Below are 23,025 nucleotides of genomic sequence, written 5' to 3'. Positions count from 1 at the left end.
CGACGATCGGGCTGCGGTCAGCGGTCCGCCGACCGCGCGTGCGGCGGCCTTCGCAGCCGCCCGTGCGGCGGCCTTCGCAGCCGCTCGTGGGGCGGCCTGCGCAGCCGCTCGTGGGGCGGCCTGCGCAGCCGCTCGTGGGGCGGCCTTCGCGGCCGCTCGTGGGGCGGCCTGAACCGCCGTCCGCTCAGTGGCTCTCGAGGGCGGCCTCGGCGTCGGCGAGGGCAGCGCGGTCGGCCGGGCTCAGGGCCGTGCGGTGCCGTCGTGCGCCGTCGTTCACCTCGACGATGAGCCGGCTGAGCCGCGTGGCCGGGTCGTCGGTGTCCGGGTACGCGTTGTCGGTGCCGAGGCGGGCGTGCACGGGCTCCAGGCGCAGCAGCGCCCGCTGCAGCGCACGACTCCGGCGCCCTTGCCCCAGCCGGTGCCCGATGACGAGCAGGAGCATCCCGGACGCCACGAGCAGCACGGCGCCCGGCGTCGTCACGTCGTACGGCAGCGCCAGGGTCCGGGTGACGTCGACCCGGCCGGCGACGTGCGCCGTGTCCATCACCGCGACGACGACCATCCGGACGACACCGAGGACGCCGCCGGCCACGAGGAACCAGAGGCCGACGCGGTCGGGGCCGGTGTGGGCCTCCCGGAGGCGCAGGAGGCAGATGAGCCCGGTGGCCGCCAGCGCGACGCCGAGGTACGACGTCTGCACGATCGAGTACACCGCGGCCAGCGGGTCGGACCCGACGACGAGCATGAACGTCGTCGTCGTGGGCGCGGGGTCGATGCGGACGAACGCGACAACGATGACCACGACGACCACCGAGCACGACGCCACGACGGTGTTCCGCATCCACGGCCGCGCTGCGCCGACGGCCTTCGCGACACCCCAGAGCAACGTGCTCGTGCCCGCGGCCATGAGGACGTCGCAGACCAGCGTCAGGACGTTCCGCCCGCCGAGCAGCGGGTCGACCGCCCGGTAGAGCGGGTCGATCCCCGCGACGATCGTCGCCGAGAACAGCACGAAGGTCATCGTCAGCGTGCGGTCCTGCCCCCGCTGGAGCACCGTGAGCGCGACCGCGCCACCGACGAGCAGCAGCGCCTGGACGACGGCGAGGATCACCCGAAGACCCCGCGGAACGCACTGGGACGTTCGCGGTGGCCACGGAGGAGCTGCGCCAGACGGTCGGCGAAGAGCTCGGCCTGCCGCTCGTACTCGTTCTCGAAGAGCCCGCGTGCCAGCGCCCGTTCGACCTTGTACTCGGGCAGGTCCGGGATGAGGCTGCGGATGGCGGCCGCCTGCGGTGCGGACTCCTGGTGTCCGTGCAGCACGTGGCCGAGCTCGTGCCCGATGACGAACGCGCGGAAGGTCGGCGACGGTGTCGGGGAGATCATCACGAGGTGCTGGTGCTCGAGCGTGGCGACGAACCCGCACACCGGCTCGTCCGCCAGGAACTGCTCCTCACGCACACGGATGGGCTTGCCGACGAGGCGCTCGGCTGCGACGACGGCGTCCTCGATGCCGGTCCACCCGGCCTCGGCACCGACCGCCCAGAACCGTTCGACCAGGGTCGGCGCCGTCATGCCGCACCCCCGGTCCGGGACTCCTGCTCGATGACCTCCGCGATCCGGCGGAGGGCGTCCGGGGAGAGCTCCCCCGGGAAGGTCCGCGCCGCGAAGCCGCTCACCCGTGCGGAGCGGATGGACCGCACGAGGGCGAGCTGGGCGCCGATGCGCTCCGGGAGCTCGCTGTCCTCGAGCAGGAAGCGGTCGTCGACCTCGAAGAAGCCCGCGAGCAGGCGGAGCAGCTGCGTGTCGCTGTTGCGTCGGCCGTCGCCGGAGACCATGTACGTCCACTTGGCCCGAGAGAGCGACCCGCCGTGGTCGTCGACGTACTGCTCGATCTCCGCGAACGGCACGGGCGCTCCCCGCTGCGACTCCTCGAAGTCGAGCAGGAGGTTCAGGCGTCTGGCGAGCTCGCCAGCGTCGAGCACGCCGCCCTTCGGCACCGATCCCGTCATCGTCGCCCCCTTCGATCCCGTGCTCGTCCAGCGTACTGCGCCGGTACCCTCGGACGGGTGTCCCGCCGGTACCCCTCGACCATCGCCGGCCCGGTCGAGCACGAGTTCGTCGTCTCGCGTTCCCGGTTCGTCACGACCGCGCACCCCGCTGCCGACCCGGCCGCAGCCGAGGCCGTCATCGCCGACGTACGGCGCCGCTCCTGGGACGCCCGACACCACTGCACCGCGATGGTCACCGGGGTCCTCGGTGACCAGGCACGCTCCTCCGACGACGGCGAACCCTCGGGCACGGCGGGCGTCCCCATGCTCGAGGTGCTCCGACGCCGCGAGCTCACCGACGTCGTCGTGGTCGTCAGCCGCTGGTTCGGCGGCGTCAAGCTCGGGGCCGGCGGCCTGGTCCGCGCCTACTCGACCTCGGTGTCGGAAGCGCTCGACCGGGCGGTGCTCGTCCGACGGGCGGCACGGACGCAGGTGACCGTCGTGGTCGCCCACGCGGACGCGGGCCGGGTGGACAACGCCCTGCGCGCCTGGGTGCAGCACCACGACGCCACCTCGGGCGAGACCGTGTACGGCGAGCAGGCGACGTTCGAGGTCTGGGTGCCGGCGGACGGGATCGCCGCGCTGCGGGCGGAACTGGCGGCGGTGTCGGCGGGCGGACTCGAACCGGTGCTCGGCGACGAACGGGTGGTGGACCTCCCGGCCGACTGACGGCGTCGACGTCGCAGCACCCGCTGGCTCGGCGACCCTCGCCGGCCCCGCGTCGATGCCCGGGCAGACGGTCCCCGTGCGAGGGCGACGGCCGGGCAGTGACGATGTCCGGCCCGATCGGCACGTCGGGCGTGTCGGCGGTGTCCGCCCACCCGCGCCGCCGTCGCGGACACACCGCGGGAACGACGAAAACCCCGACCGGTTCGGTCGGGGTCTTCGGTTGGTGCACCCCCTCGGACTTGAACCGAGAACCCACTGATTAAGAGTCAGTTGCTCTGCCAATTGAGCTAGAGGTGCGTGTGTGGAGTTGTCCTGCCGCTTCGGCGTGCGCCCCGCGACGGGAATCAACAATAGCATGACTTCTGCGTGCCCTTGACCACTCGGGGCACCGGACGAACAGGAGCACCACTTGAGCGACCGTCTCGCCGCCGGCGACACCGCCCCCGACTTCACCCTCCCCGACCAGGACGGCACCGAGCACGCGCTCGCCGACCTCCGCGGACGCAAGGTCATCGTGTACTTCTACCCGGCCGCGTCGACGCCCGGGTGCACGACCGAGGCGTGCGACTTCCGCGACAACATGTCGTCACTGCAGGCTGCCGGGTACGAGGTGCTCGGGGTCTCGAAGGACGAGCTGCCCGCCCTGCAGCGCTTCCACCACGAGCAGGCGCTGAGCTTCCCGCTCCTGAGCGACCCGGACCTCGCGGTGCACCAGGCGTACGGGGCCTGGGGTGAGAAGAACAACTACGGCAAGATCGTCACCGGCACGATCCGGTCGACGATCGTCCTCGACGAGGACGGCCGCGTGTCGCTGCCGCTCTACAACGTCAAGGCGACCGGCCACGTCGCGAGCCTACGCAAGAAGCTCGGCCTGGTCTGACGTCGGACGGGCGCCGTCAGGGGCGGCCGGGTCCTCCCGCCACCCCTGCCGCTCCCCCGACGACCGCCGGGCTCAGTCCCGGCGCGTGAGCTGCGCCACGACCGCCCGGGACAGCACCAGGGTGATCCCGAGCAGCGCCGGGATGAGCAGCGCCCACCCGACCGCGGGCACCCGGGACGCACCCTGGAACGCCCCGATCGCGAGGGCACCCTGCAGGACCTGCCAGACCAGGACGCCGCTGCGCACCCAGGCCCGCCCACGACGGAGTCCGACGACCATGGCGCCCAGCCACAGCGTCGCGAGGGCCGCGAGCACGAGGAGCGCGATCGCCGACGCCACACTGGCAGCGGGCGTCGTGAGGAGCTCGACGAGCAGGAAGACGGTCACCGCGGCCAGCGCGAGGAACTCGAGGCCGACGACGGCGATGAGGACGAGGAGCGCCAGCGGACGCCTCCGGGGGACGAGCTCGTCGTCCGTGGTGGTGTCAGGCACAGCGATCCTCCAGCAGTGAAACCCTTGATTTGGCCATACCAGTATGGAACGATGTTCGAGGTCGTTTGGACGGCACGATGTGGTGTACGTCTCCCGTGGTTCGACGCTCTTCCCCCGAGCGTTCTGCGGGCGTCGAACTCTCCCCGCGCGGGCTCCTCCCCCACAAGAAGCCTCCCGTACGTCACATGAGCATGTGCAGAGTCCCGATCCCCCGAACTGCGGCCCCGGCCTGCCGTTCGAGCATCTATCGCAAGGAGCACCACCACATGGATTGGCGTGACCAGGCAGCCTGCCTCACCGCGGACCCCGAGCTCTTCTTCCCCGTCGGGAACACCGGCCCGGCCGTCGACCAGATCGAGAAGGCCAAGTCGGTCTGCGCTCGGTGCACCGTGACCGAGATGTGCCTGCAGTACGCACTCGAGAACAACCAGGACTCCGGTGTCTGGGGTGGCCTCAGCGAGGACGAGCGTCGCGCGCTCAAGCGCCGCGCCGCCCGCGCCCGCCGCGCCTCCTGACGCAGCCGCAGTACCGACGACGACGCCCGCCGTGCCCCCAGGGGCCGGCGGGCGTCGTCGTGTGCGGACCGTGGTGTGGAGGGGACCGCCTGGAGGCGCGGTGGCGGTCCGGCGGGCCGGCTACGGGCCTCCGCGCTAGGCGCTGGCGGCCGGCGCCGAGGTGAGCCAGCGGAACGGGATGGAGATGGTGACCTCGGTGCCGCTGCCGGTCAGGGTGTGCCAGTCGATCGTGCCGCCGAGCTCGCCCTGGATGAGGGTGCGGACGATCTGCGTCCCGAGGCCGGAACCGACCTTGCCCTCCGGCAGCCCGACGCCGTTGTCCCGCACCTGGATCTCGATGTGGTCGTCGTGGCGGTTGGCGACGATCTCGACCTCGCCGTCGCGGCCGTCAAGCCCGTGCTCGACCGCGTTCGTGACGAGCTCCGTCAGGCCGAGCGCGAGCGGCGTGGCTGCCTCGGACGGGAGCACCCCGAACTCCCCCGTCTTCTTCGGGTGCACGGTCGTGTTGTGCGAGGCGGCGACCTCGGTGACGAGCTTGAGGACCGAGTCGAACACCTCGTCGAAGTCCACGGTCTGGCTCAGGCCGGTGGACAGGGTGTCGTGCACGACGGCGATGGCGGCGACCCGGCGCATCGCGTTCTGCAGCGAGGTGCGGGCCTCGTCGGAGTGCGTGCGCCGCGCCTGGATGCGGAGCAGCGACGCCACCGTCTGCAGGTTGTTCTTGACCCGGTGGTGGATCTCGCGGATCGTCGCGTCCTTCGTGATGAGCTCGCGCTCCTGGTGCCGCATCTCGGTGACGTCGCGGCAGAGCACGACCGCCCCGATCCGCTCGCCTCCGTCCCGCAGCGGGATCGACCGGAGCGAGACGGTGACGCCCTTCGCCTCGATGTCCGCCCGCCACGGCGCACGGCCGGTGACCACGAGGGGCAGGGACTCGTCGACGTCGAGCTGGGCGCCGAGGAGCTCCGTCGTCACCTCGGCCAGGGACTTGCGCTCGAGCTCGCCGTCGAAGCCCATCCGGTTGAAGGCGCTCAGGCCGTTCGGGCTGGCGAAGGTCACGACGCCGTTCGTGTCGAGGCGGAGGAGCCCGTCGCTGGCCCGGGGAGCGCCGCGACGCGGACCGGCCGGGGCACCGAGGTCCGGGAAGTCACCGGTGGCGATCATGCCGAACAGGTCGTTCGCGCTCGCGGTGAAGTTGAGTTCCTGCCGGCTCGGCGTGCGCGACTCGTCCTGGTTCGAGTGGCGCGTGACCACGGCGATCGGGTGCTCGGTGGTCTGCGCGCTCTTCGCGGTGAGACGACGGAGCACGGGGATGGCGCGCACGCGTGTCGGGGTGTCCTCGTACCAGTCCGGCTCGGCGGAGTCGACGACCCGGCTGCCGGTGAAGCTCTCGGTGACCTGGTCGCGCCACTCCTCGCGGATGTCCTGGCCGACGATGTCCCGGTAGAACAGCGTCGCCGCCGAGGAGGGACGGGCGTGCGCGACCGCCACGAAGGTCGAGTCGTCCGCCGTCGGCACCCACAGCACCATGTCGGCGAACGACAGGTCGGCGAGCAGCTGCCAGTCCCCCACGAGCAGGTGGAGCCACTCCACGTCGGCTTCGGAGGAACGGCCTTGCGCGAGGACGAGGTCACTGAGGGTCGACACCAGCCAAGTCTAGGTGCGCTCGTGGTGTGGACGACGGCGCTCTCTCCACAGGTGGGGCTCCTCGGCGAAATTTCATGTTCCACGAACCCTACGCTCTGCCGTGAGGGAAAGGGGACGGGGTGGCGGAGCGCGCACAGCAGGTCGCAGGGGTCCAGACCGAGGAGCAGGCGAACGAGACCGGACCACCGGCGGCGGCGGCTGCGGCTCGGTGTGCGACGGGCACCGCTGTGGCATCGTGCGCGACGGACTCCGCGCCGCCGGACCGGCCGCTGCCGGATGTCGGCGAGACCGCCCGGTCCCTGGCGCTGTGTGTCGCCGAGATCCTCACCGGTGCACGCGAGGTGGACACCATCGCGCGGTGGATCACCGAGGAGGTGCACCGTCACCTGCAGCAGCGCGCGGCGATCGCGGCCCGCGCCCGGTCGGCGTCCCGACGGAGCCAGCACCGTGCCGTGATCCGCGTCGGCGGTGTCGTCCTCGACGCGTCCCGGGGCGACGTGGTCGAGGCCGCGGTCGTCGTCCACACGCGCAGTCACGCCCGCGCGGTCGCCATCCGCCTCGAGGCCCGGCAGGGCCGGTGGCGGGCCACCGCGATCGGTGTGCTCTGACGGGTGCGCCGCCCGGCGCACGTCCACGACGGACGGGAGGCCCGGTACCAGCTGGTACCGGGCCTCCCGTCGTGCGGATGGTGCGTGCGGTGCGTCAGCCCTTCTTGGCCGCCGCGCGCCGCTCGGCGCGGTTGGCCGCATCGGCCTGACCGGTCGCGGTCGCCGCGGAGCCGAACGCGGAGCCCTGCTCGGGGCCGGTGGCGGCCTCCTGCTCGGCCTGCGCGCGCTGCGCACGAGCCGTCGCGGCCTGCTCGAGGCGGCCGGCCTCGTCGCGCACCTCGACCTCACCGTCGATGGACGGGGCGGAGTACTCGAGACCGGCGTTCTCGCCCTCCTCGCCGAGGCCCTTCGCCTCGATGACCGCGCTGTCGCCGTCGGACTGCACCTGGACCTCGAGGTTGAACAGGAACCCGACGGACTCCTCGCGGATCTGCCCCATCATCGTCTGGAACAGGGCGTAGCCCTCGCGCTGGTACTCGACCAGCGGATCGCGCTGCGCCATCGCGCGGAGGCCGATGCCGTCCTTGAGGTAGTCCATCTCGTACAGGTGGTCCCGCCAGCGGCGGTCGATGACCGACAGGACGACGCGGCGCTCGAGTTCGCGCATGGCCTCGTCGCCGAGGGTCTCCTCGCGCTTCTGGTACGCGAGCTGGGCGTCCGACAGGATCTCCCGCGCGAGGAAGTCGCGCGACGCCTTGCCCTTCGAGCCGGCCTCGGTGATGACCTCGTCGATGGTGATCGAGATCGGGAACAGCGTCCCGAGCTCCGTCCACATGGCGTCGAGGTCCCAGTCGTCCGGGGACCCTTCGCCGGTGTGGGTGTCGATGACGTCGTCGACGACGCTCTTCAGGAACGACTGGGCACGCTCGTGCAGGTCGTCGCCCTCGAGGATGTGGCGGCGGTCGCTGTAGATCGCCTCACGCTGCCGGTTCAGGACGTCGTCGTACTTGAGGACGTTCTTGCGGATCTCGGCGTTGCGGCCCTCGACCTGCGCCTGGGCGGAGCGGATCGCGCGGCCGACGAGCTTGTTCTCGATCGCCAGGTCGTCCGGGACGTTGCCGCGGCCCATGAGGCTCTCGGCGGCGCCCGAGTTGAACAGCCGCATGAGGTCGTCGGTGAGCGACAGGTAGAAGCGGCTCTCGCCCGGGTCACCCTGACGACCGGAACGACCGCGGAGCTGGTTGTCGATGCGGCGGGACTCGTGGCGCTCGGTGCCGAGGACGTAGAGACCGCCCGCATCGCGGACCTTCTCGCTCTCCTCTTCGACGGTGGCCTTCATCGCCGAGAAGACCTTGTCCCACTCGGCCTCGTACTCGTCCGGGGTCTCGGTCGGCGAGAGGCCCTTGGCGTGCATCTCCTGCACGGCGAGGAACTCCGCGTTGCCGCCGAGCATGATGTCGGTACCACGACCGGCCATGTTCGTCGCCACGGTGACCGCGCCGGCACGACCCGCCTGGGCCACGATCGCGGCTTCACGGGCGTGGTTCTTCGCGTTGAGGACCTCGTGCTTCACGCCCTTCTTGGCGAGGAGCTTCGAGAGGTACTCGGACTTCTCGACGCTCGTGGTGCCGACCAGGACCGGCTGGCCCTTCTGGTGGCGCTCCTCGATGTCGTTGGCGACCTGCTCGAACTTGGCCTGCTCGTTCTTGTAGACGAGGTCGGTCTGGTCGATGCGCTGCATCGGGCGGTTCGTCGGGATCGGGACCACGCCGAGCTTGTACGTGGACATGAACTCCGCCGCCTCTGTCTCGGCGGTACCGGTCATCCCGGAGAGCTTCTGGTACAGGCGGAAGTAGTTCTGCAGCGTGATCGTGGCGAGGGTCTGGTTCTCGGCCTTGACCTCGACTCCCTCCTTCGCCTCGATGGCCTGGTGGATGCCCTCGTTGTAGCGACGGCCCATCAGGATGCGGCCGGTGTGCTCGTCGACGATGAGCACCTCACCGTTCATCACGACGTAGTCCTTGTCGCGCTTGAACAGGGCGGAGGCCTTGATGGAGTTGTTCAGGAACGAGATGAGCGGGGTGTTCGCCGACTCGTACAGGTTGTCGATGCCGAGGTAGTCCTCGACCTTCTCGATGCCGGGCTCGAGCACGCCGACGGTGCGCTTCTTCTCGTCGACCTCGTAGTCCTCGCCCGGGGTGAGCCGCGTGGCGATGGAGGCGAACTCGGTGAACCAGCGGTTCGCCTCGCCCGAGGAGGGACCGGAGATGATGAGCGGCGTCCGGGCCTCGTCGATGAGGATCGAGTCGACCTCGTCCACGACGGCGAAGAAGTGCCCGCGCTGGACCATGTCGGACGCCTGCCACGCCATGTTGTCGCGCAGGTAGTCGAAGCCGAACTCGTTGTTCGTGCCGTACGTGATGTCGGCGGCGTACTGCTCGCGACGCTCGGCCGGCGACTGCCCGGCGACGATGCAGCCGGTGGTCATGCCGAGGGCGCGGAACACGCGGCCCATGAGCTCGGACTGGTACGACGCGAGGAAGTCGTTGACCGTGATGACGTGCACGCCGCGCGACGGGATCGCGTTGAGGTAGGCGGCGGTCGTGGCGACGAGGGTCTTGCCCTCACCGGTCTTCATCTCGGCGATGTTGCCGAGGTGCAGGGCGGCACCACCCATGAGCTGCACGTCGAAGTGCCGCATGCCGAGGGTGCGCTTGGAGGCTTCACGGACGGCCGCGAAGGCCTCCGGCAGCAGGTCGTCGAGCGTCTCGCCGTTCGCGTACCGCTCGCGGAGCTCGGTCGTCTCCTCGAGGAGTTCCTCGTCGGTGAGGCTCGCGAAGTCGTCCTCGAGGTCGTTGATCGCCGAGGCGTACGCCTTCAGCCGACGGAGGGTCCGCCCTTCACCGATGCGGAGGACCTTCTCCAACACGTTTGCCACGTGAGCTCCTTACGAGTCGTCGTGCGCGGTCCGCGCCCCGATCAGCCAGTCATGCTAGCAACCCCCCGCGCCTCGGCGCTGGGAGCAGCGCGAGTGCGCACGGCCCGGGGCCGTGCGCACTCGACGGTGGTGCTGCGGACGTCTAGGCGTTCGCGGGTGCGGTCTCCTCGACGAGCACGTGCTCGCTGCCGCGGGCGTCGGCGCCCGGGTTCTCGTCGATGCCGATGACGCCGTAGTCCCAGCCCTTGCGGCGGTACACGACGCTCGGGCGGTGGGTCTCGGAGTCGACGAACAGGTAGAAGTCGTGCCCGACGAGCTCCATGTGGTACAGCGCGTCGTCGACGGTCATCGGCGCCGCCTCGAACACCTTCTGACGGATGACGACCGGCGAGTAGGCCGCGTCCTCGTCGTCGTGGTCGGAGCCCTGGTCAGCACTGACCACGGGGACCGCACCGGTGGCGACCTCCTCGATGAGCTTGCCGTCGGCGGGCTCGACGCCCATGCCCTCGAAGCCCGCTCCCGCGGCCTCGGCGACGGACGTCGGGCGGTGCCGTCCGCGGTGCACCTTCTTGCGGTCGCGGGCACGACGCAGGCGCTCCGCGATGCGGGCGAACGCGAGGTCGAACGCCGCGTACTTATCCGACGCCGCGGACTCGGCCCGCACGAGCGGCCCCGGTCCGATGAGCGTCAGTTCGACGCGGTCCTCACCCTGCGCGCCGCTGCTCTTCTCGTGGTGCCGACTCACTCGCACCTCGAACGCGAGGGCGCGGTCGGCGAGCGCGTCGATCTTCTCGGACTTCTGCTCCACGTAGCTCCGGAATCGGTCGGTGACCCCGACGTTCCGGCCCGTGATCGTCACGTCCATGGCGGCTCCATCCACTCTCGGCGGTTCGCCTCCGTCCGGCGAACACCAACGCCTTGCCGCGAGGCTAGACCCTGCCGACCGAGCCCGTCCGCCGTGCACGGCCCTGCCGGGAGACACCCACCGGATGCCCAGGAGGCGTCGGACCGGTCCACCGCGCTCACACCTCCACGCTCGCGACTGCGACGCAGCGCACCGGGCGACCGCCCACGGCGCGGACGGCACGGACGGCCTCGGCCATGGTGACCCCGGTCGTCACGACGTCGTCGACGAGCACGACGTCCCGCCCGCGGAGCCCGTCTGCGAGCGCGGCGGCGCTGAGCGACCCGACGGTGGCCGCGACGCGCTCGAGCGCGGTGCGCTCCTTCTGCCCGCCGCCGGCCCGGGCCGCCACGACGTCGGCCGGGTCCGCCGCCGTCGGGTGGACCGGCAGCCGGCGCAGTGCGGGGGTCCGCCGCAGTCCGGCGCGACGGAGGACCGACACCACCGGGTCGAAGCCACGACGCCGCGCGCCCCGCCGGGAGGGCGGGACCCGGACCACCACCGCACCCGGTGCTGCGGCGAGCGCCGCACGCACGAGCGCGCCGGTCCGTGCGGTGAGCGGGCCGACGACGTCGCTCCGGCCCCGGAGCTTCCACTCGAGGAGCAGGGTGCGGACGGTCCCCTCGTACTCGAACGCCGCGTCGAGCCGGACGCCCGCGACGAGTCGGGTCCGGCCCGGCAGCTCCCGCAGCAGCGTGTGGCACCCCCGGCAGAGCGCGCGGTCGGGCGTGCCGCAGCCGACGCAGACCACCGGCAGCAGGAGGGCGACCACCGCGGTGAGGGCGTCGCGCCACGCGGTGGTCGGCGGGGACACGGGTGCGGGTGCGGTCGGCGCGGTGGTCATGCCCCGATGCTCGCCGGTCCCACGGGCCGGCGGGACGCTGCCCGCCGTGCTGTGGACGGGCCTCCCGTGCGGTCCTGCTGTGCAGGAGTGGCCGCTCCGAGCGGCTGCTCCCGGCCTCGCCGGTCGCGGCGTCGGGGCCGGGCTCGGCGCTCCCGCCGCGTCAGCGCTGGATGCCCAGGACCGACGCCTCCACGCCCGTGCGGTCCCACGCGCCTCCGGTCGACTGCTGTACCTCGCCGTCGGTCGTGCGCAGCAACAGCGCTCCGCCGCTCCCGCCGGCGATCGTCGTCGCCGTGCCGTCGGGCTTCGCAAGGGTCTCCGACTGCCCGCCCACGGTGGTCCGCACGACGTCCGTGCCCGTCGCGGTCCGTCCCACCGAGGCGACGTCGAGCTCGTCGACCCAGGTCGCACCGACCGGCGTGCCGTCGGCCGCCTGGACCCGCACCGGCGGACCGAGCGAGGTCGGCACCCGGTCCGAGCCGCGGGTGATGGCGACGACGTAGAGCGCTGCGCCCTCGTCGGTGTCGAGCAGTGCGAGCGCCCGGGTCGAGTCGCGGGAGACCTGGAACGAGACGAGGCGTCCCTCCGGCAGCGTGGACGTCACGACGTGGGGGTCGCCCAGGAGGCCGTAGGCGGTGATCGAGCGGGAGTCGGACCGCTCGGCGACCCAGATGAACCCCTGGTCGTCGACCGTCGGCGGGACGAGGTCGTCCCGGGTGTCGATGCGCAGGGGGTCGCGGCCGCTGCGGACGACGAACACGCCGTCGCGGTTGCCGACCGCCGCGACGCTGCCCGAGGCGGAGAGCGCGAGGGACCGGGGGTCGAGCCCGGCGACCTGTGCGCTCATGCCGCCGCCGAGGCCGGAGACGTCGCCGGAGCCGGGCGTCGCGTAGCCCGCCGTGCCGCCGCGGACCACGAGGGGTCTGGCGTCGACGTCGGGGTTGCGCTGGGCGCTCGTGCCGCTCGAGTCGGGCAGGGACACCGGGACGCCCTCGACGGTCAGGTCGACGGACGAGACGGTGGCGATCGAGGACAGCGAGTCGGTGAGCTGCTCGCGCATCCGGACCTTCTCGACCGTGCTCGACCGGAGCGCCTCGCTCGACAGGTCGACCTGGGCGCTGCCGCTGTCGATCGTGACGGCGTTCAGCGAGAGCTGCGTGCCCTCCGGGAACGACGAGACGACGGAGCCCTCGAGCCAGTCCGCCGGTCCGGCGAGCAGGGCGCTGACGATGCGCGTGCTCGTCGAGGAGCGGGCGAGGAACCAGCGCTCGTCGGGGACGAGGAAGCGGTAGGTCGGGTCGTAGAAGTACAACGCGTGCGGCTGGAACACCGACACGAAGTTCACCGGCGACAGGATGATGCCGTCCGGCGCGTAGGCGATGCGCCACTCGCCGTCCTCGCGGGTGAACTGGAACGTCAGGGTCGACGAGGTCGGTCGGACCGCCTGCGTGTACTCCCCGTCGGCGTCGACCGTGGCGCTCGCGGTCAGGGTGTACGTCAGCTCACGGGTGCCGACCCGCTCCACCTCGCCGTCGCCCTGCCGGACCGTGACGCCCTGCCGCGGGTTCCACTTCTGGGAGAACCGGGCACTGAGGAACTCGCGAGCGACGGCGTAGTCGTTCTGGGCACCGGTGGCGGCGTCGATGAACTGCGTGAGCACCTCGGCCTGGTCGGAGCCGGCCTCGGGTCCGGAGGGCCGGTAGTCGACGCCGCCGGACTGGGACTCGTCGGTGATCGACTGCCCGGACCGGACGGGGCCGGACACCGGGATCGCCGCACAGGCGGTCACGCCGACCAGCGTCAGGGCGGCGAGGGCGGTCGCGAGGAGTCCGCGCAGGCGGTGCTGGGTCCTGGTCGTCACTGGTCCTCGGTTCCTCTCGGTCCGTCGTACGACTCGTCGAGCGCCGGCAGCGGGATGGCCGACGTCGGTGGTGCCTCGGCGCTGCGACGGGGCAGGACGAGCACGAACGCCGACCCCTCGCCCGGCCGGGACCAGACGTCGATGCGGCCGCCGTGCAGCTGCGCGTCACCCAGGCTGATGGCGAGGCCGAGCCCGGTGCCGCCGATGGTGCGCTTGCGGCTCGGGTCGGCGCGCCAGAACCGGTCGAAGACGCGGGCGGTGTCCTCGGGCGGCATGCCCACGCCGCGGTCGCGCACGGCGATGGCCACCGAGCGGGAGTCGCTGTCGACCACCACCTCGACGGGCTGCCCGTCACCGTGCTCGACGGCGTTCCCCACGAGGTTGCGGAGCACGCGACGGATGCGGCGTGCGTCGAGCTGCATGGTCGTGTGACCACCGGGGGTCGCGAGCCGCAGCTCGATGCCGACGCGGTCAGCGAGCGGGCGGAACTCCTCGACGATGTCGGCCGTGAGCGCCGCGGGGACGACGGACTCCGTCTCGAGCTCGACCGCCTGGGCGTCGTACCGGGAGATCTCGAGCAGGTCGGCCAGGAGCAGTTCGAAGCGGTCCACCTGCGCGTGCAGCAGCTCGGCGGAGCGGGCGACCGACGGCTCGAAGGCGTGCCGGGCGTCGAAGAGCAGGTCCCCCGCCAGCCGGATCGTCGTGAGCGGTGTGCGGAGTTCGTGCGAGACGTCGGACACGAACCGCTGCTGGACGCGGGACAGCTCGGCGAGCTGGGTGATCTGGCGGCTGACGGCGTCGGCCATGTCGTTGAAGCTGCGGGCGAGGGTCGCGATGTCGTCCTCGCCACGGACCGGGATGCGCTCGTCGAGGCGTCCGGCCGCGATCTTCCGACTCGTCTCGGCAGCGCCCCGGATCGGCACGACGACGAGCCGCACGACGAGCGAGGTCACGAGGGCGATGAGCACGATGAGCGCCACACCGCCGATCGACAGCGTCTGCGACACGAAGTCGAGGGTCTGCTGCGCGTCGGACAGGTCGTAGACCAGGTACAGCTCGTACTGGCCCGCGCCGGGCACCTGCAGCGTCGACCCGACGGCGAGGCCGGGGCTGCGGCCGTCGGGGCCGTCGAGCCGGACGGGTTGGAGGCTCAGCTCACCCGTGTCCGCGGCAACCCGGGCACGGAGCTCGTCGGTGATGACGGCGTCCGGGAACCCGCGGCTCGCGACGTTCTGCAGGATCTGCGGCGTCGACGCGCCGGGGGTCCGTTCGATCGCGATGCTCGTGCCGCCGGGGCTCGTGGTGTTCGAGAGGATCGCGTTCTGCGCCTCGCTCTGCAGCGTCTCGAGCTCGGTCTGGTCGTTGTCCTCGGCGGCCGTCGCCGCGTCGAAGATCCCCTGCGCGACGATCGTGGCGCGCGCCGACTCGGCCTCGATCTGGTCGCGGCGCTGCGCGTAGACGTTGTTCGAGATGCTCACCATCACCGCCGTGCCGATGACGGCGACCGCGAGCCCGGTGGTGAGGACGGTGATCGCGACCGAGCGGACGAGCAGCGACCGCCGCCACAGGTAGGCGATGCCGCGCCAGATCCGACGGAGCCAGGACCGGGTCCGCCGTCGGAACCGGCGGAACGGCACCGGGACGGGCGTGGACGGCACGCGCGTCAGCTCTGCGTGCCGGCCCGGTACCCGACGCCGCGGACGGTGGTCACGATGCGCGGGTTGTCCGGGTCGTGCTCGATCTTGGCGCGGAGGCGCTGCACGTGCACGTTCACCAGTCGGGTGTCCGCCTTGTAGTGGTATCCCCACACCTGCTCGAGCAGCATCTCGCGTGTGAAGACCTGGCTGGGCTTCTCGGCGAGGGCGCGGAGCAGGTCGAACTCGAGCGGGGTGAGCGCGATCGGCGTGTCGCCGCGGCGGACCTCGTGCCCGGGGACGTCGACGACGAGGTCCCCGACGTGCAGGACGGTGGCGTCGCTCGCCGTCGGACGCAGCCGGGTGCGGATACGGGCGACGAGTTCCTTCGGGTTGAACGGCTTGACGACGTAGTCGTCCGCCCCGTTCTCGAGCCCGAGGACGACGTCCGCGGTGTCGCCCTTCGCGGTCAGCATGATGATCGGCGTGCCGCTCTCGGCGCGGATCCGACGGCAGACCTCGTTGCCGTCGATGCCGGGCAGCATCACGTCGAGGAGCACGAGGTCGGGCTTCGTCGCGTGGAACGCGTCCACGGCGTCGTTGCCGTCGGCGCTGAAGTCGGGCTCGTAGCCCTCCGAGCGGAGGACGATGCCGATCATCTCGGCGAGGGCCTGGTCGTCGTCGACGACGAGGATGCGCGGTGTCATGGGATCCGGACTCCGAGGGGCAGGGCGGGGGTGCCCAGGGACGGGCACGCTCCGCTCACGATAGCCGAGGCCTCGTCAGCGGAGGTTTTCCGCCAGGATGGACACGGTCGCGCGTTCCGGCAGCGGCCGAGCTGAGGGGGCGGATCGATGGTCGACGGTGGATGGCACGTGCCGGGCGCGGGAGCGCAGCCCGAGCGCCACGACGACGGACCGCAGCGCGCCGTCCCGGAGCAGGGTCGCGCCTCCGGTCCTGGAGGCACGCCCTGGCCCCCGATGCAGCCCGCGTCCGGCGGCGGGCAGCTCCCACCGGCCGCTGCGCGGCCCGTCATCCCGCTGCGGCCGCTCGGCCTGGGTGACGTCCTCGCCGGTGCCTTCACCGTGTTCCGCCGCAACGCGCGTGTGCTGCTGCTGTGGGCGGTGCTGCTCTCCGGGGTGCTCGGCCTGGTCTCGACGATCGGCTCGGCGCTCGGGCAGCGCACCCTGCAGTCCCGACTGCTCGGCGCCGTCGACGGGGGCGGGGACACGGACGCGATCATCGCCGGGACGGTGACGCTGTACGCGGTGCTCTCGATCGGCCTGCCGTTCGTGGCCTACCTCGCCCGCGGGTTCCTCGTCGCTCCGATCGCGGTCGACACCGGGCAGCGGGTGCTCGGCCGCCGCGGGACCTTCCGCGGGCTGTGGTCACTCCTGGCCGGACGCCGGGGCGCGGTCCTCGGGTGGATCCTGCTGCAGCTCGCCGCGGGCGTCGTGCTCGGTCTCGCCTTCGTGCTCGTCATCGGCGGGACCGTCGGCGCGCTGGCGGTCGGCAACAGCAGCGCGGGCTGGTTCGTGCTCGCCGTCGTCGTGATGGCCCTCGGCTTCGTGGTGCTGCTCGCGTTCCTCGTCACCCGCTTCGCGTTCACGGTGCCGACCATCGCCCTCGAGGGCCGGAGCGTCTTCTCGGCCGCCGGCCAGTCGTGGCGGCTCACCCGCGGCGCCTTCTGGCGGACGTTCGGCATCCTGCTGCTCGCACAGGTGGCCTTCGCCATGGCTGCGGGCATCGCCGGCATCCCGCTCACCATCGGTCTGACGCTGTTCACCGGGGTGTTCGACCCGCTGGGGCAGACCGCGTCGACCGGACCGTCGGTCGGCGGCGTCGTCGCCCTCGTCGTGGGCAGCCTGCTCACGATCGCGGTGCAGTGCGTGACGGACGTCCTCGGCGCCTCGATCACGACGTTCCTGGCGATCGACCGCCGCATCCGGACCGAGGCGCTCGACCAGCGGATCGCCGCGCACCTCGAGACGGGGCAGCCGAGCGACCCGTTCGCGCCCGCCGCTCCGGTCGTACGGTCGGCGTGGTCCGGCCCGACAGGATGGCAGCGACAGGACTGGCAGCAGCAGGACTGGCAGCCGCAGGGCTGGCCGGACCAGCCCGGCGCCCAGCAGTACAGCGCCCAGCAGGGCTGGCCCCACCAGCCCGGCGCCCAGCAGCCCGGCGCCCAGCAGAGCTGGCCCCGGCAGGACTGGCCGGGCCAGCCCGGTGCCCAGCAGTACGGCGCCCAGCAGGCCTGGCCCCGGCAGGACTGGCCGGGCCAGCCCGGTGCCCAGCAGTACGGCGCCCAGCAGCCGTGGCCCCGGCAGCAGCCCGGGTCGCAGCAGGGCTGGCCGCCGGCGACCACGCAGCGCCCGGAGGACCCCACGAGCGAGCCGGACACGCAGGACCCGGCGAGCGGTCGCCCGTGACGACCCCCGGTCCGGACGAGGCGCGGCGGCTGCTCGAACAGGAACTCGGGCGCGCTGCGTACGGCGGCGCGCAGGAGACCTGGTGGGACCGGGCGTCCCGGACGTTCCTCGAGTGGCTCGGCTCGCTCGTCCCGGACGGCACCGGGTCGCCCGCCTTCGGTCGGACGCTCCTCGTGATCGCGGTCCTCGTGCTCGTCGTGGTGGTCGTCCTCGTCGTCGTGTCCCGTGGGCTCCCCCGCCGACGCCCGCGTCCGGGCACGACCGACCCCGGCGCGGTCTTCGACGACGACGACCTCCGCTCGGCGGACGTCGTCGCCGCTGCCGCCGCCGCTGCGCTGCGGGCCGGCGACTGGTCGACCGCCGTCCTCGAGGGCTTCCGCGCCCTCGCACGAGGGCTCGGCGAACGGGACCTCGTGCTGGTCGTCCCCGGTGCGACCGCGCGGGCGATCGCGGACCGGGCGACGACGCCGTTCCCGGCACTCGGCGACACCCTGCGTGACGCCTCGGACGCGTTCGACGCCGTCCGCTACCTCGGCGTCGAGGCCGACGAGCCCACCGCCCGCCGGGTCCTCGACGCGGAGCGGGACGTCCGGCGGGCACGCCCGGTCGCCACAGGCGGACCGGCCCGCTCCGACGGACCGACGGTGCCGGCGTGAGCGACACCGACGCCCGGACGGCGGAGGCGGGGCGCGCCTCCCGGACGCCCGCCGGACCGGCGCCCACCGGACCGGCGCCCACCGGACCGGCGCCCGCCCGCCGACGCGACCGACTCGTGCGGATCGGCGGCTGGACCGCGGTCGTCCTCGTCGGGCTGCTGCTCGCGGCGCTGACCGCCGCCGTCGGCAGCGGGGACCGGGGACAGGCGACACCGCTCGACCCGTCCTCGACCGTCGGCAGCGGGTCGCGCGCCCTCGTCCGGGTGCTCGAGGAACAGGGCACGGCGGTCGACGTGGTGCGTGGCGCGGACCGACTCGACGCGGACCTGTCCGACGGCACGGTCCTGGTCGACGACTCCGCCGGGGTGCTCTCCCCCGCCGCCGCCCGACGCATCGCCCGCACCGCGCCGGACGTCGTCCTCGTGACCACCGACCCCCGCGTGCTCGAGGCGTTCGGCGTGGACGCCCGACCGGCCGGCGGCACCTCGGCGGGGACCGTCGTCGACACCACCCCGTGCGCCGTGCCCGCCGCCCGTGTCGCGGGTTCCGTCACGACCTCGGGGGTGACCTACGACACGGACGACCCCGACGTCGACCGCTGCGCGCCCTCCGGCGACGGCGAGGACCGGCGCTGGGGCCTGCTGCGCGCCGACACCCGCGCCGGCACGGTGACCGTCCTCGGGACGACCGCCGCCCTCCGCAACGACACCATCACCAGCGCCGGCAACGCGGCCCTGGCCCTCGGACTGCTCGGCGACGGCGACCGCCTCGTCTGGTACGTCCCGACGGCCGCCGGTCGGGACGCCGCCCCGACGCTCGGCTCGCTGGCGCCGCCCTGGGTGCCGAGCGCCATCGGACTGCTCGGCGTCGTCGCGGTCGCGGCGGCGGTCTGGCGTGGACGGCGGCTCGGTCCCCTGGTCGTCGAACGGCTGCCGGTCGTCGTCCGCGCGGCCGAGACCACCGAGGGCCGCGCACGACTCGCCGCCCGGGTCCGCGACCACACCCACACTCTCGACACCCTGCGCGTCGCCGCGCTCCTGCGGACCGGACGCTCGCTCGGCCTGCCCCGCTCCGCCCACGTCGACGAGGTGGTGCGGCGCGCCGCCGCCGTCACCGGCCGTCCGGCGGCGACGGTGGGCGCCGTCCTGGTGGGCGGCCCCGTCGACGACGACCGCGCGCTCGTCGACGGCGCGGCGGCGCTCGACGACCTCGAACGCGCGGTCCGACGGGCCGCGTCCGGGGAGGCGAGCCGCGCCTCCCGGCCGGACCGACCCGACCGCCCGCCAGCACCGACCACCGACCCGCGACCAGGAGGACGACCGTGACCGACCTGCCCACCATCCCCAGCCCCGGACGCGCCCACGACGGCGACCCGCTCCGTGACGCGTTCGGCCGGGTCCGCGCCGAGGTCGGCAAGGCCGTCGTCGGACAGGAGGGCGCCGTCTCCGGGATGATCGTCGGTCTGCTCGCGCAGGGCCACGTCCTGCTCGAGGGCGTCCCCGGCGTCGCGAAGACCCTGCTCGTGCGGAGCCTCGCCGCGGCGATGTCGCTCGACACCAAGCGCATCCAGTTCACCCCGGACCTGATGCCCGGCGACGTGACCGGCTCGCTCGTGTACGACGCCTCGACCGGCACGTTCCCGTTCCGCGAGGGACCGGTGTTCACGAACGTGCTGCTCGCCGACGAGGTGAACCGGACGCCCCCGAAGACGCAGTCCGCGCTCCTCGAGGCCATGGAGGAACGCCAGGTGAGCGTCGACGGGACCGCCCGCCCGCTGCCCGACCCGTTCTTCGTCGCGGCCACGATGAACCCCATCGAGTTCGAGGGCACCTACACGCTGCCCGAGGCGCAGCTCGACCGGTTCCTCGTGAAGCTCACGCTCGACCTGCCGCCGCGCGAGGTGGAGTGGCAGGTCCTCCGCCGCCACGCCGACGGCTTCGTGCCGCGGGACGTGCGGTCGGCCGGCATCGTCCCCGTGGTCGGCGTCGACGAGGTCCGCGCCGCCCAGCAGGCCGTCCGCGCCGTCGGTGCCCGTGACGACGTGCTCGCCTACGTGGTCGACCTGGCCCGCGCCACCCGCCAGGCGCCGTCCGTCCGGGTCGGCGTCAGCCCGCGCGGCTCGACCGCCCTGCTGGCCGCCGCGAAGGCCTGGGCCTGGCTCACCGGCTACGACGCCATCACCCCGGACCACGTGCAGGCCATGCTCCTGCCGGTGTGGCGGCACCGCCTGCGCATCGCGGCCGACGCCGAGCTTGAGGGCGTCGGCGCGGACGGGGTGCTGCAGCAGGTGCTCGAGCAGGTGCGGGTGCCGATCTAGTGGCGGTCACCGGTCGGTTCGTGGCGCTCCTCGCCGTCGCGGTGGTCCCCGTCGTCCTGCTCGGCAGCGGCTGGGGCGGTGTGGCGTGGGTCGGCCTCGTCGTGCTCGCCGCCGCGGTCGACCTCGTGCTCGCCGCGGACCTCACCCGGGTGCGCGTCGAGCGGCGGATGCCCCGGCTCACCCGCCGGGACGCGTCCGCCGAGGGCACCCTGGTGCTCGCCAACGACGGCCGACGCGTCCTCCGCGCGGTGGTCCGCGACATGTGGGAGCCCTCGGCCGGGCACGCACCGCGACGCATCCCGCTGACGGTGCCCGCCGGCGAGCGACGCACCGCGCGGATGCGGTTCACCCCGTTCCGCCGCGGACGCCGCACCACCGCGGGCGTCGCCCTCCGGGCCGCCGGGCCGCTCGGGCTCGCCGCCCGCCAGCGGGTGCTCCCCGCGCCGGCCGAGCTCGTCGTCACGCCGCCGTTCCGCTCCCGCCGCCACCTGCCGTCCCGACTCGTCCGCCTCCGCGAGCTGGACGGCGAGACGACGCTCCAGCTGCGCGGCCAGGGCACCGAGTTCGACTCGCTCCGCGACTACGTCCGCGGCGACGACGTTCGGTCGATCGACTGGCGCGCGACCGCCCGGCGGCAGGACCTGGTCGTCCGGACCTGGCGCCCCGAGCGCGACCGCCGGGTCGTCGTGGTCGTCGACGCCGGCCGCGCGGGAGCCGGCCGCGTCGACGACGAACCGCGCCTGGACACCGCGATCGAGACCGCGCTGCTCGTGGGAGCTCTCGCCGCGGCGGCCGGGGACCGGGTCGACCTGGTCGTGCTCGACGACGCCGTCCGCGGCCGCGTGCACAACGCCACCCGGGCGGACGTCGTGCAGCGCTTCGGCGAGGAGCTGGCGACCGCGGAACCCGAACTCCGCCCGACGGACTGGGCGGCCGTTCCCGGCATCGTCGACGCGGTCACGACCCAGCGTGCCCTCGTGGTGCTCGCGACGAGTCTCGACTCGGTCGGGGCGTCCGGGGACCTGCTCGCGGTGCTGCCGGTCCTCGCACGACGGCACGCGGTGGTGGTCACGGCGGTCGAGGACCCGCTGGTGGTCGCGATGGCGACCGACGGGCGCACCGGACGGGAGGGGTCCGACGGAGCGGGGGCGGCCCTCCCGTTCGGCGGGACGCGACGTGACGGTGACGCCGTGTACCGGCGGGCGGCCGCGGAACGGACGCTGCTCGACGCCGAGGGCGTCGCCGACGTGGCCCGGCGTGCGGGGGTCGAGGTGGTGCGCGGTCTGCCGGAGGACGTGCCGCCGCGCACCGCCGACGCGTACCTGCGGGCGAAAGCGGCCGGGAGGCTCTGACCGGCCCCGGCAGGCGGGGCACGGCCGGCAGGTGGACGCGGCCCGGCAGTCGGGCACGGCAGTGGGGAGCGGCAGTGGGGCCGAACCCGACGGCGCCGACCCGACGGCACCGACCCGGCGGCACGGACCCGACGGCGCTGACCGGCCGACGGGGCCGATCGGGCAGGCGGGGCCAGCCCGGGAGACGGTGTGCCCGACGACGGAGCTGAGCCGTCGTGCCGGTGCGTCAGCCGGCGACGATCGACGTGGCGCCGCGGTCGAACTCGTCGACGTCACCGCGTTCGCCGGCCCGGTACGCCCGACCACCGAGCACCCACTGGTACGTCAGCACCGCGACGAGCGCGACCGTGCCGATGCCGATCTTGACCGGCCACGGCCAGTCCTGCCGGGTGACGGTGCCCTCGACGATGCCGGACAGCAGCAGCGTGAGCACGAGGCCGATCGCGACGGTGATGAGCGCTCGGCCGTCCTCGGCCAGGGCCTGCGCGCGCGTCCGCTGTCCGGGGGCGATCCACGACCAGGCGATCAGGAGCCCCGCACCGCCCGCGAGGAAGATCGAGTACAACTCGAGCTGCCCGTGCGGTGCGATGTACAGGAAGAAGTCGCCGAGTCGACCCTGCGAGTGCATGATCGACGCCGAGACACCGAGGCTCACGGCGTTCTGCACGATCGCGTACGGCACGAAGAGCCCGGTGATCCCGAAGGCCACCATGCTCGCGGCGATGTAGGCGTTGTTGGTCCACACCTGCGCGGTGAACGCCCCGAGGCCGTGGTCGGAGTAGTAGTCGACGAAGTCCTGGGTGGCGTACTGCCGGAGCGCCTCGTCGGAGCCGAAGGTCCCGACCGCACCCGGCGTCGAGGCGATCCAGACGGCGGTGATGGCCGCGACGACCGCGGTGGCGACGGCGACCCAGATCGTCACCCAGCGGATCCGGTACAGGGCTGCCGGCAGCTGCAGCGCGAAGAACCGCGTGAGCATGGTCAGCGGGTCCGTCGGCGTGCCGGTGAAGCGGAGGCGCGCACGGTGCAGGGTCAGCGAGAGCCGGTCCCCCGTCGCGGAGCGCGGCGCGACCTGGCGGATCCGTGCGAGTTCGGTGGCGGCGGCCTGGTACTCGGCGACGAGCCGGTCGACGTCCGCGCCCGACCGCGGGCGCCGTCGTGCAAGCCGGTCGAGCTCCGTCCACCGCTCCCGGTGCGTGTCCGCGTAGGCGTCCAGGTCCATCGGTCCTCCCCCTCGTCACCCTCCGAGCGGAGCACGTCCGGGCCACCGGTCGACCGGTCCCGTGCTCCG

At 73.2% G+C, this 23,025-nt stretch carries 21 protein-coding genes and 1 tRNA gene; 9 read left to right on the top strand and 13 right to left on the bottom strand.

The window, feature by feature from the left end; translation table 11 throughout:
- Positions 1-184: 184 nt before the first annotated feature.
- Genes KM842_RS03335 through KM842_RS03325 form a run of 3 tightly spaced genes read right to left on the bottom strand, consistent with a single transcriptional unit; the run spans position 185 to position 2,009 of the window.
- Positions 185-1,111, bottom strand: coding sequence for a hypothetical protein (locus KM842_RS03335; RefSeq protein WP_216260926.1), 927 nt, complete (start codon positions 1,109-1,111; stop codon positions 185-187).
- On the bottom strand, positions 1,108-1,572 hold the full coding sequence (locus KM842_RS03330; protein ID WP_216260924.1) for an ImmA/IrrE family metallo-endopeptidase: 465 nt from the start codon (positions 1,570-1,572) through the stop codon (positions 1,108-1,110). Before KM842_RS03330 ends, KM842_RS03335 begins: the two co-directional genes overlap by 4 nt.
- Entirely contained in the window at positions 1,569-2,009 is a 441-nt protein-coding gene (locus KM842_RS03325; RefSeq protein WP_216260922.1) for a hypothetical protein, read from the bottom strand. Before KM842_RS03325 ends, KM842_RS03330 begins: the two co-directional genes overlap by 4 nt.
- A 57-nt stretch (positions 2,010-2,066) precedes the next feature.
- Here KM842_RS03325 and KM842_RS03320 point away from each other — a divergent pair, with 57 nt between their 5' ends.
- A complete protein-coding gene (locus KM842_RS03320) occupies positions 2,067-2,717 on the top strand; it encodes an IMPACT family protein (RefSeq protein WP_216260920.1) in 651 nt (216 codons plus the stop codon).
- Between the two features lie 221 nt (positions 2,718-2,938).
- Here the strand turns inward: KM842_RS03320 and KM842_RS03315 are convergent.
- Positions 2,939-3,014 (bottom strand) — tRNA-Lys (locus KM842_RS03315).
- A 112-nt stretch (positions 3,015-3,126) separates the two neighbouring features.
- Between KM842_RS03315 and bcp the strand changes: the two genes are divergently transcribed.
- On the top strand, positions 3,127-3,597 hold the full coding sequence (gene bcp / locus KM842_RS03310) for a thioredoxin-dependent thiol peroxidase (protein ID WP_216260919.1): 471 nt from the start codon (positions 3,127-3,129) through the stop codon (positions 3,595-3,597).
- Positions 3,598-3,669: 72 nt separating this feature from the next.
- Here the strand turns inward: bcp and KM842_RS03305 are convergent, their stop codons facing one another.
- Entirely contained in the window at positions 3,670-4,089 is a 420-nt protein-coding gene (locus KM842_RS03305) for a hypothetical protein (RefSeq protein WP_216260918.1), read from the bottom strand.
- Between the two features lie 266 nt (positions 4,090-4,355).
- On the opposite strand from KM842_RS03305, the gene KM842_RS03300 reads away from it, so the two are divergent.
- Positions 4,356-4,604: a WhiB family transcriptional regulator gene (locus KM842_RS03300; RefSeq protein ID WP_022904217.1), complete on the top strand. Its 249-nt coding sequence runs from the start codon at positions 4,356-4,358 to the stop codon at positions 4,602-4,604.
- A gap of 135 nt (positions 4,605-4,739) precedes the next feature.
- Here the strand turns inward: KM842_RS03300 and KM842_RS03295 are convergent, their stop codons facing one another.
- The gene (locus KM842_RS03295; protein WP_216260917.1) at positions 4,740-6,251 is read right to left on the bottom strand and encodes a sensor histidine kinase; all 1,512 of its coding nucleotides are present in this window, start codon (positions 6,249-6,251) and stop codon (positions 4,740-4,742) included.
- A gap of 119 nt (positions 6,252-6,370) precedes the next feature.
- On the opposite strand from KM842_RS03295, the gene KM842_RS03290 reads away from it, so the two are divergent.
- A complete protein-coding gene (locus KM842_RS03290; protein WP_216260914.1) occupies positions 6,371-6,859 on the top strand; it encodes an Rv3235 family protein in 489 nt (162 codons plus the stop codon).
- Between the two features lie 94 nt (positions 6,860-6,953).
- On the opposite strand, the gene secA is transcribed toward KM842_RS03290, so the two are convergent.
- The 6 genes from secA to mtrA form a co-directional block, all read right to left on the bottom strand.
- Complete coding sequence (gene secA / locus KM842_RS03285) at positions 6,954-9,737, bottom strand: preprotein translocase subunit SecA (protein ID WP_216260913.1); 2,784 nt, start codon at positions 9,735-9,737, stop codon at positions 6,954-6,956.
- A 142-nt stretch (positions 9,738-9,879) separates the two neighbouring features.
- Entirely contained in the window at positions 9,880-10,602 is a 723-nt protein-coding gene (hpf, locus tag KM842_RS03280) for a ribosome hibernation-promoting factor, HPF/YfiA family (protein ID WP_216260911.1), read from the bottom strand.
- Positions 10,603-10,759: 157 nt separating this feature from the next.
- Positions 10,760-11,485 (bottom strand): ComF family protein, encoded by a 726-nt coding sequence (locus KM842_RS03275; protein WP_216260910.1) that lies wholly within the window; start codon positions 11,483-11,485, stop codon positions 10,760-10,762.
- A 160-nt stretch (positions 11,486-11,645) separates the two neighbouring features.
- Positions 11,646-13,346 carry an LpqB family beta-propeller domain-containing protein gene (locus KM842_RS03270; protein WP_216260908.1) on the bottom strand — a complete coding sequence of 567 codons (1,701 nt, stop codon included), beginning with the start codon at positions 13,344-13,346 and terminating at the stop codon, positions 11,646-11,648.
- Entirely contained in the window at positions 13,343-15,004 is a 1,662-nt protein-coding gene (mtrB, locus tag KM842_RS03265) for an MtrAB system histidine kinase MtrB (RefSeq protein WP_253206228.1), read from the bottom strand. Before mtrB ends, KM842_RS03270 begins: the two co-directional genes overlap by 4 nt.
- A gap of 5 nt (positions 15,005-15,009) precedes the next feature.
- Positions 15,010-15,687 (bottom strand): MtrAB system response regulator MtrA, encoded by a 678-nt coding sequence (gene mtrA, locus KM842_RS03260; RefSeq protein ID WP_216260906.1) that lies wholly within the window; start codon positions 15,685-15,687, stop codon positions 15,010-15,012.
- A 147-nt stretch (positions 15,688-15,834) separates the two neighbouring features.
- On the opposite strand from mtrA, the gene KM842_RS03255 reads away from it, so the two are divergent.
- Genes KM842_RS03255 through KM842_RS03235 form a run of 5 tightly spaced genes read left to right on the top strand, consistent with a single transcriptional unit; the run spans position 15,835 to position 21,734 of the window.
- Positions 15,835-17,409, top strand: coding sequence for a glycerophosphoryl diester phosphodiesterase membrane domain-containing protein (locus tag KM842_RS03255; protein WP_216260903.1), 1,575 nt, complete (start codon positions 15,835-15,837; stop codon positions 17,407-17,409).
- A complete protein-coding gene (locus KM842_RS03250; RefSeq protein WP_216260902.1) occupies positions 17,406-18,065 on the top strand; it encodes a DUF4129 domain-containing protein in 660 nt (219 codons plus the stop codon). Before KM842_RS03255 ends, KM842_RS03250 begins: the two co-directional genes overlap by 4 nt.
- Complete coding sequence (locus KM842_RS03245; protein WP_216260901.1) at positions 18,062-19,390, top strand: DUF4350 domain-containing protein; 1,329 nt, start codon at positions 18,062-18,064, stop codon at positions 19,388-19,390. The genes KM842_RS03250 and KM842_RS03245 overlap by 4 nt, the downstream gene beginning before the upstream one ends.
- Complete coding sequence (locus tag KM842_RS03240; RefSeq protein ID WP_437124539.1) at positions 19,387-20,382, top strand: AAA family ATPase; 996 nt, start codon at positions 19,387-19,389, stop codon at positions 20,380-20,382. Before KM842_RS03245 ends, KM842_RS03240 begins: the two co-directional genes overlap by 4 nt.
- Positions 20,382-21,734, top strand: a complete 1,353-nt coding sequence (locus KM842_RS03235) for a DUF58 domain-containing protein (protein WP_216260900.1) — start codon at positions 20,382-20,384, stop codon at positions 21,732-21,734. Before KM842_RS03240 ends, KM842_RS03235 begins: the two co-directional genes overlap by 1 nt.
- Before the next feature lie 226 nt (positions 21,735-21,960).
- Here KM842_RS03235 and KM842_RS03230 read toward each other — a convergent pair whose 3' ends face one another.
- Positions 21,961-22,956, bottom strand: coding sequence for a stage II sporulation protein M (locus tag KM842_RS03230; protein WP_216260899.1), 996 nt, complete (start codon positions 22,954-22,956; stop codon positions 21,961-21,963).
- Positions 22,957-23,025: the final 69 nt, after the last annotated feature.

This window comes from Curtobacterium sp. L6-1 (assembly GCF_018885305.1).
In the GTDB taxonomy this organism is placed as follows: Bacteria; Actinomycetota; Actinomycetes; order Actinomycetales; family Microbacteriaceae; genus Curtobacterium; species Curtobacterium aetherium.
Note: the sequence above shows the minus strand (reverse complement) of the source record. Positions and strands in the feature narration are given on the sequence as shown.

Excerpts from the sequence above, each read along its gene's own strand:
- hpf (WP_216260911.1), bottom strand. The coding sequence starts at position 10,602 with ATGGACGTGACGATCACGGGCCGGAACGTCGGGGTCACCGACCGATTC.
- KM842_RS03230 (WP_216260899.1), bottom strand. The coding sequence starts at position 22,956 with ATGGACCTGGACGCCTACGCGGACACGCACCGGGAGCGGTGGACGGAG.
- KM842_RS03300 (WP_022904217.1), top strand. The coding sequence starts at position 4,356 with ATGGATTGGCGTGACCAGGCAGCCTGCCTCACCGCGGACCCCGAGCTC.
- mtrA (WP_216260906.1), bottom strand. The coding sequence starts at position 15,687 with ATGACACCGCGCATCCTCGTCGTCGACGACGACCAGGCCCTCGCCGAG.
- KM842_RS03255 (WP_216260903.1), top strand. The coding sequence starts at position 15,835 with ATGGTCGACGGTGGATGGCACGTGCCGGGCGCGGGAGCGCAGCCCGAG.
- KM842_RS03325 (WP_216260922.1), bottom strand. The coding sequence starts at position 2,009 with ATGACGGGATCGGTGCCGAAGGGCGGCGTGCTCGACGCTGGCGAGCTC.
- KM842_RS03275 (WP_216260910.1), bottom strand. The coding sequence starts at position 11,485 with ATGACCACCGCGCCGACCGCACCCGCACCCGTGTCCCCGCCGACCACC.
- KM842_RS03330 (WP_216260924.1), bottom strand. The coding sequence starts at position 1,572 with ATGACGGCGCCGACCCTGGTCGAACGGTTCTGGGCGGTCGGTGCCGAG.